This is a genomic window from Amycolatopsis sp. NPDC033938 (genome assembly GCF_055575975.1).
Window position 1 is genome coordinate 182,457 of sequence record NZ_JBVIRO010000005.1, and the last position, 13,744, is coordinate 196,200.

The 13,744-nt window shown below is 69.2% G+C and carries 13 protein-coding genes; 8 read left to right on the forward strand and 5 right to left on the reverse strand.

All coding sequences use genetic code 11. The features are described 5' to 3' along the window. Nucleotides 1–41: 41 nt before the first annotated feature. On the reverse strand, nucleotides 42–746 hold the full coding sequence (locus ACZ5ZX_RS16745) for an alpha/beta fold hydrolase (RefSeq protein WP_465502888.1): 705 nt from the start codon (nucleotides 744–746) through the stop codon (nucleotides 42–44). 79 nt (nucleotides 747–825) lie between these two features. Here ACZ5ZX_RS16745 and ACZ5ZX_RS16750 point away from each other — a divergent pair, with 79 nt between their 5' ends. From ACZ5ZX_RS16750 to ACZ5ZX_RS16760, 3 genes are all read left to right on the forward strand, one after another. Next, complete coding sequence (locus ACZ5ZX_RS16750; RefSeq protein WP_465502889.1) at nucleotides 826–1,446, forward strand: TetR/AcrR family transcriptional regulator; 621 nt, start codon at nucleotides 826–828, stop codon at nucleotides 1,444–1,446. Between the two features lie 40 nt (nucleotides 1,447–1,486). Next, nucleotides 1,487–2,380 (forward strand): helix-turn-helix domain-containing protein, encoded by an 894-nt coding sequence (locus ACZ5ZX_RS16755; RefSeq protein ID WP_465502890.1) that lies wholly within the window; start codon nucleotides 1,487–1,489, stop codon nucleotides 2,378–2,380. Nucleotides 2,381–2,537: 157 nt separating this feature from the next. Then, a complete protein-coding gene (locus tag ACZ5ZX_RS16760) occupies nucleotides 2,538–4,718 on the forward strand; it encodes an RICIN domain-containing protein (RefSeq protein ID WP_465502891.1) in 2,181 nt (726 codons plus the stop codon). Nucleotides 4,719–4,812: 94 nt separating this feature from the next. On the opposite strand, the gene ACZ5ZX_RS16765 is transcribed toward ACZ5ZX_RS16760, so the two are convergent. Then, nucleotides 4,813–5,109, reverse strand: a complete 297-nt coding sequence (locus ACZ5ZX_RS16765; RefSeq protein ID WP_016331847.1) for a DUF1540 domain-containing protein — start codon at nucleotides 5,107–5,109, stop codon at nucleotides 4,813–4,815. Between the two features lie 190 nt (nucleotides 5,110–5,299). Here ACZ5ZX_RS16765 and ACZ5ZX_RS16770 point away from each other — a divergent pair, with 190 nt between their 5' ends. Further along, nucleotides 5,300–5,569 carry a hypothetical protein gene (locus tag ACZ5ZX_RS16770; RefSeq protein ID WP_465502892.1) on the forward strand — a complete coding sequence of 90 codons (270 nt, stop codon included), beginning with the start codon at nucleotides 5,300–5,302 and terminating at the stop codon, nucleotides 5,567–5,569. A 1-nt stretch (nucleotide 5,570) separates the two neighbouring features. Here the strand turns inward: ACZ5ZX_RS16770 and ACZ5ZX_RS16775 are convergent, their stop codons facing one another. Further along, a complete protein-coding gene (locus tag ACZ5ZX_RS16775; protein ID WP_465502893.1) occupies nucleotides 5,571–6,386 on the reverse strand; it encodes an oxidoreductase in 816 nt (271 codons plus the stop codon). 150 nt (nucleotides 6,387–6,536) lie between these two features. On the opposite strand from ACZ5ZX_RS16775, the gene ACZ5ZX_RS16780 reads away from it, so the two are divergent. Further along, nucleotides 6,537–7,217, forward strand: coding sequence for a GbsR/MarR family transcriptional regulator (locus ACZ5ZX_RS16780; protein ID WP_465502894.1), 681 nt, complete (start codon nucleotides 6,537–6,539; stop codon nucleotides 7,215–7,217). A 90-nt stretch (nucleotides 7,218–7,307) separates the two neighbouring features. Here ACZ5ZX_RS16780 and ACZ5ZX_RS16785 read toward each other — a convergent pair whose 3' ends face one another. After that, nucleotides 7,308–8,129 (reverse strand): peptidoglycan-binding domain-containing protein, encoded by an 822-nt coding sequence (locus ACZ5ZX_RS16785; protein WP_465502895.1) that lies wholly within the window; start codon nucleotides 8,127–8,129, stop codon nucleotides 7,308–7,310. A gap of 302 nt (nucleotides 8,130–8,431) precedes the next feature. Between ACZ5ZX_RS16785 and ACZ5ZX_RS16790 the strand changes: the two genes are divergently transcribed. The 3 genes from ACZ5ZX_RS16790 to ACZ5ZX_RS16800 all read left to right on the forward strand — a co-directional run bounded on the left by ACZ5ZX_RS16790 (nucleotide 8,432) and on the right by ACZ5ZX_RS16800 (nucleotide 13,021). Beyond that, entirely contained in the window at nucleotides 8,432–9,145 is a 714-nt protein-coding gene (locus ACZ5ZX_RS16790; RefSeq protein WP_465502896.1) for an NBR1-Ig-like domain-containing protein, read from the forward strand. Nucleotides 9,146–9,266: 121 nt separating this feature from the next. After that, nucleotides 9,267–9,839, forward strand: coding sequence for a YbhB/YbcL family Raf kinase inhibitor-like protein (locus tag ACZ5ZX_RS16795; RefSeq protein ID WP_465502897.1), 573 nt, complete (start codon nucleotides 9,267–9,269; stop codon nucleotides 9,837–9,839). 32 nt (nucleotides 9,840–9,871) lie between these two features. Beyond that, nucleotides 9,872–13,021, forward strand: coding sequence for an AfsR/SARP family transcriptional regulator (locus tag ACZ5ZX_RS16800; protein WP_465502898.1), 3,150 nt, complete (start codon nucleotides 9,872–9,874; stop codon nucleotides 13,019–13,021). Here the strand turns inward: ACZ5ZX_RS16800 and ACZ5ZX_RS16805 are convergent. Further along, on the reverse strand, nucleotides 13,005–13,727 hold the full coding sequence (locus ACZ5ZX_RS16805) for an ABC transporter permease (RefSeq protein ID WP_465503104.1): 723 nt from the start codon (nucleotides 13,725–13,727) through the stop codon (nucleotides 13,005–13,007). The two genes, ACZ5ZX_RS16800 and ACZ5ZX_RS16805, sit on opposite strands and share 17 nt — an antisense overlap. Between the last annotated feature and the right edge of the window lie 17 nt (nucleotides 13,728–13,744).

Sequence of the window (13,744 nt, forward strand, 5' to 3'; positions counted from 1 at the left end):
CGAGCGAACGTGCGTCACTGGTGGTCACCGCCATCGGCTCTTTACCCGGCGTCGGCCTTGACCGCGACGATGTGCGCCCACACGAGGCGCGCCAGTTCTTCCGGAGCGTCCCTCGCCACGAGATGGCCCGCGGCCGGAACGCGGACGACGGTGACCCGGCTGTTGGCCGCGCGCAACCGGTCCAGATCGGCCTCGCTGAGCGGCGACTCCCGCCCCGCGTGCACCACGAGGATGGGCAGGTCCAGTGCGCCGGCCGTCGCGAACAGGGCGGAGCCTGACCCGAGAACGTCCTCCACGATCTGGGTGTACCGGCCGCCGAGCCCCTGGAAGTCCAGCCACGAGCGCGCTCGCGCCGGGTCCAGGTCCGGTACGACGTCGACCAGCACGAGACCGCTCACCCTGGCCGCGACGGCGGGGTCCGCGAGGGCGGCGATGGCGGCCAGCCCGCCGACCGAAGCGCCGACGAGGACGATCGGCGCCGGTTCACGACCGATCATCTCGACCACGTCGCGGGCGAGCGCCCGGAGCGTGGTCGCGCGGCCGGAGCTCTCGCCGTGACCGCGCAGGTCGAAGGCCACCGTCCGGAGCCCATGCCCGGCCAGTACCTCGGCGACCGGTGCCCAGACACCGCGGCGCTCTCCGCCGGCGTGGAGCAACAGGACCGTCGGGCCGGTACCCGTCACCGTGCCCCGCAGGACGACTTCGCCCAGGTCGAGGCTGATTTCGGCGGTCGCTGATCGAGTCATGAGGTCGCTCCAGGGGCCGATTACCTTGAGAGGTCAAGGTAGCCCAACTACCTTGGCACATCAAGGTAGGATGCCGACCGTGACGACGCCCCGAGCCCGAAGGTCTCCCGAGGAGGCTCGCCTGCTGATCCTCGACGCGGCGGCTTCGCTGCTCGCCGAGTCCGGTGTGGCCGCCGTCCAGATGCGCGCGGTGGCCGCGCGGGTCGGCATGACCGACGCCGGCGTCGCACACCACTTCGGCAACCGCGAGAAGCTGCTCGCCGAGCTGCTCCGGCACGGAGGCCGCCGCCTCCGGGACGCGCTTCAGGATCTCCTCGCCGGCTGGCTGGACCACGACGCCGACCTGCTCGCACTCGTCGAGGCGCTCCATACCCTCTACCAGCGCGGTTTCGGCGAGCTCGCGGTGGCGCTGCACACGGCGGGCTGGCGCGACCAGGGCAGCGGCATGCTCTCCCCGGTCGTCGACGCCCTCCATGGACTGCGCTCTGACGGCGGTTCGCTCGACGACACGCGGCTCGCGGTCGCGGCCCTGCACCAGGCGATGGCGACGGAGACCCTGTACGGAAGCGCCTTCCGGCGCAGTGCCGGAGTCACGGGTACCGCGTCGGACGATCCGGCCGCTCAGGTTCGCTGGTGGGCCCGGCAACTCCACCTCGCGCTCGGCCTGAAACCGGCCGGCGACTCTGACCCGCGGCGGTGAGCCGGGGCCACGGGCGGGCCCCTTGAGCGAAGATGCGGACATGGGTTACCGGACCTGGATGCGGTACTTCACACCGTCCGCCGTGCACCGACGGCTGGGTTTGGTGTGCCTCGGCGTCGGGTTGCAGCACGGCGTCCTGCCCGTCGTGGGCCCCCGGGTGCTCGATCACTACGTGGCCGTCATCGTGTCCAAGGGCCACGGGTGGTTCGCCGTGCCGGGTGGGGAACGGCAGGAGGTCGTCGCACCCGCACTGCTGTGGCTCGTCCCCGGCGTCGGGCATCACTACGCGCCCGATCCCGAGCAGGGCTGGGAGGAGTGCTTCGTCGATTTCCACGGCGGCGCCGTGGACGCTTACGTGGAACTCGGCTACGTCACCCCCGAGGAGCCGGTGGTGCCCTTGGGCGACGTCATGGTCGTCCGCGACATCGTGCACCGGATCGTGCGCTGCGCGCGCGGCGGAAGCCCGTTGGCGCAGGTCGACGCGTCGGCGGCCGTGCACCATCTGCTGGTGGCGCTGCGCCGGGCACGCGCCGACCGCACCCCCAGCGGCGGTTCCCTGCTGGAGGCACTGGCTCGCGACGCCTTGCTGCCGATCAGCGTCGCGGAGATCGCGGCTCGCCAAGGTATGACGTTGGCCGAACTACGCGCGGCCGTGCGCCGGAGTACCGAGTCCGGGCTGAAGGACCATCTGCTGACGCTTCGCCTCAACCGCGCGAAGGAACTCCTGACCACTACGCGGATGCCGGTGCAGGGCGTGGCTCAGGCGATCGGCTACGAAGACGCCGCCTACTTCACCCGCCTCTTCACCCGCCGGGTGGGCGTCTCCCCCGGCCGGTTCCGCGAATCGCGGGCCCAGACCGTCCCCGGCGGCTGGAGTTCGCGGATCCCGGCCCCCGACGACCCGCCTTTGGTGCCCGAGGACGGGCTCGGATGACCTTGGACTTCCGCACGGCGACGCTTGGACTTTCCGCGCAATAAGTGCATGTAAGGCGCTTGAAGTTGAGTGAACACGTTGACTTACGCGCATTAACGTTCATAGCATCGGCGACCGCCCCGCCAACTGTGGTGCGGGTCACCCTTGGGAGAGAGTCATGCGGACCCTGCCTCTTCTCGGCGCCGCGGCGTTGGCCGTGGCGGCGACCACGGTGGTACCGGTGCCGTCCGGCGCCGCGCCGCTGGACGCGACGTACACCATCACCGTGGACGCCAAGAAGTCGTTCAGCCCGACCACCGACACACCGGCGAGTGCCTACGTCGACAAGGACGGCACCTTCTACTTCCAGCAGGCGGCCGCGCTCTACGGGGCGAACGAGCCGCGGAAATGGGATTTCTACAGCGGACGCGATTTCGACAGTTTCGGCAAGAACCCGATCAGTGGCGCGGTGAACCCGGCGAATCCGGCCGATCGCAACGACGATACGACCTGGCGCTGCAACAACAGCCCCACCGGCAAGGAAGCCACTTATCCGCCGCCCGGATCGGGCTATTCACAGCGCAACTTCTGCGATCCCGTCGGCGTCTGGGTGGATCCGGACACCGGCGACTGGTACGGCCTGATCCACAACGAGTTCACCCCCGAGCCGTTCGGCGCGTATTCGTTCTCCCACTACGACGCGATCGACTGGGCCGTATCGACCGACCAAGGCCGGACCTGGGCCATCAAGGACCACGCGATCACCTCGCCCTACAGCACGAAACGCGGTGACACGGCGGCCTTCCCGCAGCAGACGTTCGACTACGGCGACGGCGACCCGCGCCTGTTCGTCGACACCGCGTCCGGCTACTTCTACGTCTACTACGGCTCGCGCATCGTGCCGAAGGCGGGCGCCGGCGGTCCGATGACCGGCCTGGCACACGTCGCCAGGGCGCCGATCTCGGGCAAGATGGCGACCGGCTCGTGGCAGAAGTGGTTCGACGGCGGCTGGACCCAGCCCGGTGTCGGCGGCCGCGAGAGCAACATGGTCCCGGTGTCTTCATCGGGCGACACCGGTTACACACCCGTGGCGGACGACTACGACCCGGCCAACACCGGCAACGTCAGCCAGCAGATCGCCGCGGGGCAGCTGCCGCGCAAATCCGATCTGTTCGTCATGAACATCGCCTACAACGCGTATCTCGGGCTCTACATCGGCACACCGGAAGCCGTGGACAGCGTCGTCCCGCAGCGCTATTACGCGACCGACGACCTGTCGACGCAGAAGTGGCGGCTGATCGGCGACACCGGCTCCTACACCAACCAGTCCTGGTACCGCTGGTTCGTCGATGCCGCGAACAAGACGAACTCCACCATCATCGGCAAGCAGTTCCGGTCTTACTGCGCGGTGGCGTGCTCCGGCGGCGCGGGTGGCGAGTACACCACGCAGACCATCACGTCGTCCGCACCCGCACCGTCCCCTGTGGACAGTTCACGTAAGTACCGCATCGGCCTCGGTGACGGCCGGGTGCTCGCGCAGGGCACCGGAACCGCGACGACCTCGGTCGCGAGCACGACCGGCTCCGACCGCGAGGCTTGGCAGTTCTCCCCCGACGGCGACGGCTCGTACCGTGTCGTCAACGCCGCCACGGGCCAGTTCCTCGGCGTCGACACCGTCCAGGCCGGCCGGGCGTGGGGCGCGAAACCCACCGCGACCTCGTCCGCGACCGTCGGTCAGCGATGGTTCGTCATCCGGTCCACTGTGGACGCCGGAAAGTTCCGGCTGGTGAACCGTTACAGCGGGCTCGTCCTCGGCCTCTCCGGCAAGACGTCCCGGCAGGCGGAGACCACCCCTCCACGGTCGTGGACCGACACCAGCGGAAGCACCGTCGGCGATGGCCGGACCGCGGCCGAGCAGACACTGACGTTCACCGACGCCGACGCGGGCACTCTCGGCGGGATCCACACCCTCGCCGCGTCCGGCAAGAACCTCGACGACCCGGACTCGTCCACGGCGGCGGGAACGCCCCTGATCACCTGGGCGCCGAACCAGGGTGACAACCAGAAGTGGCTGTTCACCCGGCAGTCCGACGGTTCCTACACCCTGACCAACGCGCATTCGAAGCTGTGCGCCGACGTCGAAGGCGGCGTGACCACCGCGGGCGCGCGGGTCATCCAGTGGACGTGCACCGGCGGATCCAACCAGCGCTGGACCGCGGCGAAACAGCCGGATGGCAGGTACAAGCTCGCCAGTGTCCGGTCGGGACTGCTCCTCACCACAGCGTCCACTTCGGACGGTGCGGCCGTCACGCAACGCGCGGACACCGGGTCCGCGCTCCAGTTGTGGACGATCGGCTGACCGTTTCGTCGGCTTGCGGTCCGTGGTGGGCTGAGTTGGACTGGCGTGGCTATGGGTGTACAAACCCGAATCGCCACTCACGACCTGGCGATCCTTACGGGGCGTAGGTCAGGCAGTTCGCGGCGTGGTCGCCTTCACCAGGCCCGACCCGCACGCTCGAAGCCGTGCATTCCAGCGCGGAGTTGTGGCGGCAATCGGAGCGGGAGCAGGCACCCACCTGCGCGGTCACCCGATCGAGACCGCCCTTGGTGTTGAGCGGGACGAAGGTTCCGCAGTCGGCCGACCCGTTCCCGCCACCGACCGTGATGGCGAAAGCGTGGCAGCCGTCGTGGTTGTAGGAACAGCCGCTGACCGTGCATTCGTGGACGGCGGGCATCTCGGTGGTGGTCATGACGACTCCTGTACTTCGTGGTGGTGGTGTCGTTCGGTCCTTTCAGGGTCACACCGCCCCATGCCCGCGGCAATTCGAACGGCCGGGCCTCACCCATCGGTGCCGCCACCCCGCGGTCAGCGGACCGAACGCGGCGGAGCGCGCCGCATTTTCTGGGGTTGACCAGGCGAAGAGCGGGTACCCACCGGTCATGAAACCGGCTGACGGTGCGAGGAGAGCGGCAGGCATACGAGGCCGCTTCGCGCGATGGAGACACCGGGGCAACAGCCTCGCCCTGGCCTGGACCCTGATCACCTTCGGCCTGGTCGTCATGTTGTGGGTGTCCGGTTTCCGCGCGTGGCCGGTCTACCTGACGGCGGCGCCGAGTGCCATGGTGTCCGTGCTGCTGTGGGTCGGGGCGGTCCGTACTCGCCGCCGGGGAGCCGGGCCCGAGCCCATCGGCAAACGGTCGGGCGTCTGAGTCATTTCGTGGCGCGGGTGGCCAGCGCGTCGAACTCCCGGTCCGGGAGGGTCCGGTTGAGTTCGAGGAGCTTCTCCGCGAGGTGGCCGACGGCGTAGCGCGTTTCCGGACGTTCAGCCTCGATGGCACGGCGGATGGCTTCGACCACGACGCCGGGGTCCGAGCCGTCGCTGAGGCCGGTTTCGCCGTGCCGTGCCATGGCTTCCGCCATCTCCCGGTACGCCCCGCCGCCGGAGATCTCCCTGAGCTGCGCGGAAGTCCGGTCTTCGAACTCGGTCTTGATGATGCCCGGCTGGATGATCACGACGTCGATGCCGAAGGGCTCGACCTCCATGCGAAGCGTGTCGGAGAAGGCTTCGAGCGCGTGCTTCGACGCGTAGTACCAAGCGCCGAGCGGCAGGGCGATTTCGCCGCCGATCGACGACACGTTGACGATCGTGCCGGACCGCCGCGCGCGCATGGCGGGCAGCACGAGCTGCACCAGCCTGGCAGGCGCGAGGAGGTTGACTTCGAGCTGATCTCGCGCGCTGTCCAGCGGTACGTCCTCGATGGCACCGTGCAGCACCGTTCCGGCGTTGTTGACCAGGACGTCGATCCGCTGCTGCTCGTCGAGGACGGTTTCCACCGCGCGGCGGAGGTCGTCCTCGTCGCGGGCGTCCATCTTCAGCGGATGACCACCCGCGGCCCGGAGGTCGGCCATCTTCTCCACGCGCCTCGCGGCACCGTAGACGGTGTGGCCGGCGCGAAGCAGTTCCAGCGCGGTGGCGTGGCCGATCCCTGACGAAGCACCGGTGACCAGGCAAACCTTGGCTGTCATTCCGCGTGCACCTCCCGATCTCTTCACTGTCGACGAAACAGTAGAGCCGTTTTTCCGGGTCCTACCACGCGAAAAGGCCATTCATCGAGGTCACGGACCTACAATCGATGCAATGACCATGGAGCTGAATGCACCGAGCCTGGAGGACGGGTGCCGGGAAACCGTCTGACCTACGAAGAACGCGGGCAGATCGCTTCGGGCTTGGCGGCCGGGCTCACCTACGCCGAGATCGCCCGCCGGATGGCCCGCCCCAAGTCGACGATCATCCGCGAGGTGGCGCGCAACGGCGGCGCCCACCGCTACCGGGCCCACCAGGCACAGCAGGCGACCCGGTGGCGGGCACGCCGCCGCGCCCCCGGTCCGCCCGTCCACACCGACCCGGGTGTGCGCACGCCGGAGGCACTTCGCGACTTCGAGCGCGAGTTCGCCGAGATGATGGCCGGAACAGGCGTGCCGCCGATGATGGCCAGGGTCCTGGCCTGCCTGTTCACCAGCGACACCGGCAGCGGTACCGCCGTCGACCTCGTCGCGCACCTGGAGGTCAGCCCGGCGTCGGTCTCCAAGGCCGTCGGCTGGCTCGAACAACGCGGCCTGATCGCCCGCGAACGTGACGGCAGGCGGCAGCGGTACGTCATCGACGACCAGTTCGGCTACCGGGCCTGGCAGGCCAGTCTCGATGCGATGACCAGGTGGGCGGAACTCACCCGGCGGGGTGCGGGGCTGGTCGACGGCCCGGCGGGCGCCCGGCTGGCCGACAGCAACCGGTTCTTCCGGTCTCTGCACCAGGACATGAGCGCGGCTGCCGAACACTGGCGGCGGTCTCTCCCCTGAAGGCCCTCTCCCCTGAAAGTCCGTGAAGGCCTCCTTCCCTACTTTCAAGGTAGGGAAGGAGGCCTTCACGGCACGCGCCTCCTCAAGAGGTCATCCGCGCTTGAATTCCTCCCAGGTCACCTTCTTCACCTGGGGACCGTCGTCCTTGGCGTGGCTCGCCAGCCCGTTCAGCCCCTTGAAGTAGTCACCGGCCTGCGCCTGGGCCTGCGGCGACATGTCGGTGTCGCTGATCGCGATGCCGTGGATGTGCTCCGCCCAGTTGCCCTGGCTCGGCGTACGGTGCCACGCGGCGAACCCGACCTCGCGCAGTGCCTTCACCGCGGCGTTTTTGTTGGAGATGTTGTTCACCGAGATGTCGACGGCGCCCCCACCGTCGTGCGTACCGCCCGAGGCACCGACCCCGCCGGCGTTGTACGAGCCCTGGGTGACGGTGAACTTGACCCCGGCCTTCTTCTCCGCGGCCGCGAGCATGTCGGCGGTGCGCTTGTTGACCGTCTTGCCGTCCACGGTGGTCTTCGAGCCGACACTGATCGGCGCCGTCACGGTGTAGCGGCCTTTGCCCAGCTCGGTCAGCGAGCCTTTGCCCGGCAGGCCACTGGCGGCGAGGCCGCTGTGCCCCAGCGACTTCTGGTACTTCTTGTACGCGGTCACCGTCGAAGTGCCGAAGTGACCGTCGACCTGCTTCTTGTCGAGCAGGTTCTTCGCCGCCAGCGCCTCTTCGACGACTTTGACACTCGGACCGGAGCCGGGCGTGATCGACTGGTCGGACTTGTACGGATCCCACATGGCCGCCTTGACCACGGCCTCCATGTTGACCGTCGGCGCGGCCACCGCGGGCTGTCCCGCCGTGATCCCCATGAGCGCGGCTCCGGACAGAGCGGTGAACATCGCGGCGGTTGCCACCTTGCGCATGACTGCTCCTTCTCTCGGCGCTGCTCCCTGTGAACAGCTCGTGGTCGACACTGGCCCGGAAGCGGTGTCAGCCGGAACCGGCTGTACGGAACGTCTGACGTCAAAAAGCGCAGGTTGACAGCGTTTGACAGGGCGACGGCCAGGGCGATGCCGCTGGTCGGCACGGCGATCCGGACACCGGTCGCGATATAGTCACCTGGCCGCGCAGAGTGACGAAAATCGTTGTCACATCAGACACGATCGCGAGGGGAAGCGTGTCGGAACCGCGAACAGACGAACGGGCACCGGAGCTGGAAGCCTTCATGGACGAGCTCCGGAAGCTGCGGACGCGGGCCGGGGAACCGTCGTTCCGGAAGATGGCCGCGAAGTCCGGCGCGGTGTCCCACGCGACCCTGCACCTCACCGTCACCGGCAAACGGCTCCAGCCGTGGGAGACGGTCCGGGAATTCGTCCGCGCCTGCGACGGTGACGAGGAGGAGTGGCACGCGAGATGGCAAGGCGTCCAGCTCGTGCTCGCCGCCGACCGCGAACCGGACCCCGCTCCGCGATGGCGGTCCAAACGTGTCCTGATCCCGCTCGCCCTGGTCCTTGTCGCCGCCGTCGCCGCCGTCGTGGTCATCCTGCTGCCCGGCGGGCAGGAAGTGGCCGGGCCGCCGCATCCCGGCGACTCGAGCAAGTTCATCGCCGACGTGACCATCCCCGACGACACCGTCGTCAAACCGGGCACCCAGTTCGTGAAGGTGTGGGAGATCAAGAACACCGGCACGGTCGATTGGCGGAAGCGGTATCTGCGCCGCACCGACCTCCCGGTCGCGCCCGGCACCTGCCGCACCCCGGACCGGATCCCGGTCAACGACACCGCCCCGCAGGGGCATGTGCAGGTGACGGTCACCGTGAGCACTCCGCCGACCGCACCCGTCGACTGCAAGATCTTCTGGAAGATGGTCGACGAACAGGACCGGGAACTGTTCCCCGCCAGCAAACCGATCTACTTCTCCGTCCTCGTCCGCGCCTGAGCCGCGGCCGGGAACCGGCGAAAACACCCCGATCGGCCGGGAAAGTGCGCTAGCCGCCGGTTTTCCGGCTGCCTAGGCTGAATCGGGCGCACGGGAACCACCACTGCCTCGGGAGCCTCCGATGAGAAGCACGAGAATCGTGTTCTGCGCCTTGCTCTTCACCGGCCTGTTCGCCGTTTCGCCTGCCACGGCGGCAGCGGAACAAAGCGCGTTCACCTTGTCCAGCACCGCTTTCGTCGACGGCGGCGTCATCCCCAAGGTCCACGAGTGCACCAGCGGCGGCGGCAACGACCCCGCCAAGAAGAACGAATCCCCGCCACTGGCCTGGTCGGGTGCTCCCACCGCCGCCAAGAGCTACGCGCTCGTCATGCGCGACCTGGACAACGCCAACCTCATCCACTGGGTCATCTACGACATCCCGGTGAGCACGACCTCGCTCCCCCAGAACGTCCAGCACGTCTACCGGCCTTCGGTCCCCGCGGGCGCCAGGCAGGTCTACTACCGCGGGAGCGCGAGCCTCTACGGCTACCAGGGACCGTGCTCACCCTCGACGGTCAACACCTACGAATTCGTCGTGCACGCCCTCGACCGGACTTCGCTGACCAGCCTGAACTCCGGTTCGTCGACCCAGACCGCCGCCAGGGCGATCGCCGCCGCCTCGGTCGGTTCGGCCAGGATCAGCGGTAAGTCGTAAGACCGGCCGATCATCGTGGCAAAATCGGCGCAATGCAGATCGGGATTCTGGGCCCCTTCGAGGTTCGCACGGACGACGGCGGCCTCGCCGACGTCCCGGGCGCCCGGCTGCGCGGGCTGCTGATCGCGCTGGCGCTCGAACCGGGGCGGGTGGTCCCGAAGGCCACCCTCGTCGACTGGATCTGGGGTGAACAGCCACCCGCCGACGCGACGAACGCCTTGCAGCGCTTGGTTTCCCGCCTGCGGAAGGTACTGCCGGACGGTGTCGTCGAGGGGCAGACCGACGGCTACCGGCTGAAGGTGGCGCCCGACGACGTCGACGCGGTGCGGTTCGAACGCCTCCTCGGCCATGGCCGGGGTGACACGGAGCCGCGGCGGCTGCGTGAGGCCCTCGCCCTGTGGCGCGGCGCGGCCATGCAGGACGTCGGCCTGCCGGAAAGCGGCGCGTTCGACGCGGCGGTCACCCGGCTCGAAGGGCTGCGCCTGACGGCCTTGGAAGACCGGTTCGACGCCGAGATCGACCTCGGCCAAGGCGCGGAGGTGGTCACGGAACTGACCGACCTGGTGGCCGCGCATCCGCTGCGCGAGCGGCTCGTCGCCGCGCTGATGCGGGCACTCGCCGCGACCGGACGCGACACCGAGGCGCTGCTCGTGTACCAGCGCACGCGGGAGGCCTTGGCCGACGCACTGGGCGTCGATCCCTCGCCGGAGCTGTCCGCGGTACACGTCGCGCTGCTGCGCGGCGAACTGGGGCGGCGGGAGGAGAACCGCAAGACCAACGTGCGCGCGGAACTGACCAGTTTCGTCGGCAAGGACGCCGATGTCGCCGCCGTGCGTGACCTCGTCGCCGAGCACCGGCTCACCACCCTGATCGGGCCGGGCGGTTCGGGAAAGACCAGGCTCGCCACGGAAACCGTGCGCACCCTGCTCGGTGGTGTCCCGGACGGCGCCTGGCTGGTGGAGCTCGCGGCCATCGGCGCCGAGAGCGGCACCGGACAGCACGACGGGAACAACATCGCGCAGGCGACGCTCACCGCGCTCAGCCTGCGGGACCCACTGCTCGCCGACACACCGAACCCCGAGCCGACCGGCCGGGTCGTCTCCGCGATCCGCGACCGCGAAGTACTGCTGATCCTGGACAACTGCGAGCACGTGATCGAATCGGCCGCGGCCTTCGCCCATCGCGTGCTCGGGGAATGCCGTCGGCTGCGGATCCTCGCGACGAGCCGGGAACCGCTCGGCATCACCGGCGAGGCACTGTGGCACGTCGTCCCGCTGGCCCTGCCGGATCGGCACGCCGGTCCCGGTGAGATCGAGTCCTCCCCCGCCGTCCGGCTGCTGAGGGACCGGGCGAGCGTGGTGCGCAAGGATTTCGTGGCCGACGAGAACACGTTGGCGACGATGGCGCGCGTCTGCCGGGTACTGGACGGGATGCCGCTGGCGATCGAACTGGCCGCGGCGAGGTTGCGCACCATGTCCATCGATCAGCTCGCCAACCGGCTCGACGACCGGTTCCGCCTGCTGACCGGCGGCAGCCGGACCGCGCTGCCCCGGCACCGGACGCTGCGCGCGATGGTCGACTGGAGCTGGGAACTGCTGACCGACGCCGAACGGACGGTCCTGTGCCGTCTCTCGGTGTTCTCGGGCGGGGCGAGCCTGGAAGCGGCCGAGCGGGTCTGCGTCGGCGAGGCCGTCGAGCAGTACGAGGTGCTCGAGCTGCTCACCGCGCTGACCGAGAAATCGCTGCTGGTCGCCGCGGGCGACGAGGCACCGCGCTACCGGATGCTCGGCACCATCAAGGAATACGCCGAGCAACGGCTCGCCGAGGCAGGCGAAACGGTATTGGCGCGCCACGCGCATCTCGCCTATTTCACCGAACTCGCCGAGGCCGCGGAGCCGATGCTTCGCCGTACCGAGCAGTTGGAATGGCTCGCCAAACTCAATGCCGAACAAGACAACATCAGTTCCGCGATGCGCGGCGCGCTCGCGGCGGGTGAGGCGCCAGAGGCGATGCGGCTCGCGGCCGCGTGCGGCTGGTACTGGTGGCTCGGCGGGCACCGGACCGAAGGCATGGAGCTGGTCTCCGCGGCCGTCGACCTCCCCGGCGAGGTGGCCGACGGGGTCGGAGCCGTGGTGTACGGGCTCGTCTCGCTGTTCGTGAGCTCCGGCTACGCCGACGAACACACCGCCGCGAAGTGGATCCACGAGTCGTACCGGCTCAGCCAGAACGCCGAGATGAAACACCCGCTGACGGGGCTCGTCGTCCCGCTGGAACGCATGCTGGCCGGGTCGGACGCGTTGGTCGCGTGGGAGCCGGTACTGGCCGACGAAGACCCCTGGGTCCGCGCGCTGGCCAGGCTGCACCTCGGCAAGATGCGGATCGCGCTCGGTCGTCCCGGACGGGAGGCGGAGACCTATCTCGAGCAGGCCCTCACCGAGTTCCGGGCGCTCGGCGAGCGGTTCGGCATCTCGTTCGCCCTGACCGAGCTGGCCGATCGCATGGCCACGCGCGGCGAGTTCGCCGGCGCGTGCGAGTACTACGAACAGGCGGTCACGGTGGTGACCGAGGTCGGCTCCGTCGAGGACCTCATCCGGCTGCGGTCGCGGCTCGCCCAGCTGTACTGGCTGCGAGGTGACGAGGACGCCAGCGCGGCCGCCAACGCCGAGGCCATGCGGTACGCGGAACAGGTGACCTGGCCGGGCACGCTGGGCATGCTGGCCCTCGCGCAGGCGGAACTCGCCCACTGGCGCGGTGAGGCCGAGGAAGCCTCGCGGCAACTCGGCATCGCGACGAGCGTGATGGGGGCCGAAGCGGATCTGGGACATGTCCGTGCCATCACGCACGACCTGCTCGGCTACCTCGCCGACGATCTCGACGAGGCCCGCAAGCATCGCGAGGCGGCCTGCCAGGCGGCGGCCGAAGCGCAGTTCCAGCCCTTGATCGCCCAGATCGTCGTCGGAGTCGCCGATCTGGCGCTGCGCCGCGACGAGCCCGAGCAGGCCGCGCGGCTGCTGGGGGCGGCCGACAAGCTGCGCGGGCTGCCGGATCGTGCCCATCCGGACGTGGCCAAGGTCGAGCAGACGACGCTGCGCCGCCTCGGCGAAGCGAAGTTCGCGGAGGCGGCGCAGGAGGGTGCGCGGACGAGCTGGACCACGTTGGCCGAGGTCACGCTCGCTTCTTGAAGGTGGAGGACGCCCACAGGTACCCGACGAGCGCGATCCCGGCGCTCCACGCGAGGGCGGGGATCACGTCACCGGCGGCCGGTGCGCCGTTGAGGAGCCCGCGCAGGGTCTCGATGATCGGGGTGAAGGGCTGGTATTCCGCGAACTCACGGAGTCCGGGCCCCATCTTCTCCGCCGGCACGATCGCGCTGCTGAAGAACGGCAGCATGACCAGCGGCACGGACGCCATACCCGCGGTTTCCGGCGACTTCGCCGCGAGACCCAGCGCGACCGTGAGCCAGCCCGCCGCGACACCGAGGAGCACGACGACACCGAGCACGCCGAGCCAGTCGAGGAAGCTCGCGGACGGCGCGAAGCCCAGGGCGAAGGCCACCCCGACGAGTGCCACGATGGCGACCAGGTTGGTCAGCACACTCGCCACGACGTGCCCGGTCAGCACCGCGCCGCGGGAGACGTCCATGACCTTGAACCGGTTGATGATGCCCTTCGTCATGTCGGAGTTCACCGCGGTCGCGGTGGCACCGAGGCCGTAGCAGACGGCCAGCAGCATCAATCCCGGCGTCGCGTAGTCGATGTAGTCGACGCCGACGCTGAACGCGTCTCCGAAGACGTACACGAACATCAGCATCATGACGACCGGCATCAGGACGGCGTTGAACACCGAGGTCGGATTGCGGGTGATGTGCTTGAAGTTGCGGCGCAGCATCACGATCGAGGGGGTGG